Source organism: Kineococcus indalonis, assembly GCF_009906395.1.
In the GTDB taxonomy this organism is placed as follows: domain Bacteria; phylum Actinomycetota; class Actinomycetes; order Actinomycetales; family Kineococcaceae; genus Kineococcus; species Kineococcus indalonis.
The window spans coordinates 1-1,041 of the sequence record NZ_JAAALM010000853.1 but is presented as its reverse complement, the minus strand read 5'-3'; the positions used below and the strand labels follow the sequence as shown (position 1 = coordinate 1,041).

1 protein-coding gene is annotated in these 1,041 nt (G+C 79.6%); it reads left to right on the top strand.

All coding sequences use genetic code 11. The features are described from left to right. Nucleotides 1-17 precede the first annotated feature (17 nt). On the top strand, nt 18-1,041 hold a 1,024-nt coding region (locus GTR00_RS21550), incomplete at its 3' end, for an ATP-binding cassette domain-containing protein (RefSeq protein WP_323132669.1).

The following is a 1,041-nucleotide window of genomic DNA, read 5'->3' as shown; positions in this document are numbered from 1 at the left end:
CGCCACCAGGAGCCCCCGTGCCGAGCGCCGTCCCGACCCCTGCCACCACCGCCCCCGCCACGCGGGCGCCCTCGCGCGCCGCGCGCACCGCCACGGGCGCCACCACCTCGCTGGCGCTGCGCGGGGTGGTGAAGTCCTACGACCACCGCGTCGTCCTGGAGGACCTGACGGCCTCCTTCACCCCCGGCGCGGTCACCGGGGTCGTCGGGGAGAACGGCTGCGGCAAGTCCACGCTGCTGCGGCTGCTCGCCGGCGTGGAGGAACCCGACGCCGGCCGGGTGGTGGCCGTGGCGAGCGCCGGGCTGGCGCACCTGCCGCAGGACCCCGCCGCGCCGCCGTCCTGGACGGTGGCGCGCGTGGTCGACGAGGCGCTGGCCGACGTGCGCCGCCTGGCGCGGCGGATGCGCGAGCTGGAGGAGGCCATGGCCCGCCCGGGCACCGCGGACCTGGACGCCGTGCTGGCCGAGTACGGCGAGGTGGGCACCGCGTTCGAGCTGCGCGGGGGCTGGTCGGCCGACGCCCGCGTCGAGCGCGCCCTGGCCGGCCTGGGGCTGGCGGGGCTGGCGCCGGGGCGCGCGCTCGCCGAGCTGTCCGGCGGGCAGCGCTCGCGGCTGCACCTGGCGGCGGTGCTGGCCGCCGACGCGGAGGTGCTGCTGCTGGACGAGCCCACCAACCACCTCGACGACGGGGCGGCCGGCTGGCTGGAGCAGCACCTGCGCTCGCGCCGGGGCACCACCGTGGTGGTCTCCCACGACCGGGAGTTCCTAGACCGCGCGGCCGGTGAGCTGCTGGAGGTCGACGGCGGCCGCGCCGCCCGCTACCCGGGCGGCTACGACGGCTACCTGGCGGCCAAGGCCGCCGAGCGGGCCCGGCGGGTGCAGGAGCGCGCCGCCTGGGAGGAGGAGGTGCGGCGGCTGCGCACCACCGGCGACGCCGTCGCGCGCCGCGTCGCCCCGGACCGCCCCCCGCGCGACGGCGACAAGATGGGCTACGACTTCAAGGGCGGGCGGGTGCAGGAGTCGCTGGCGGGGCGGGGGGGGG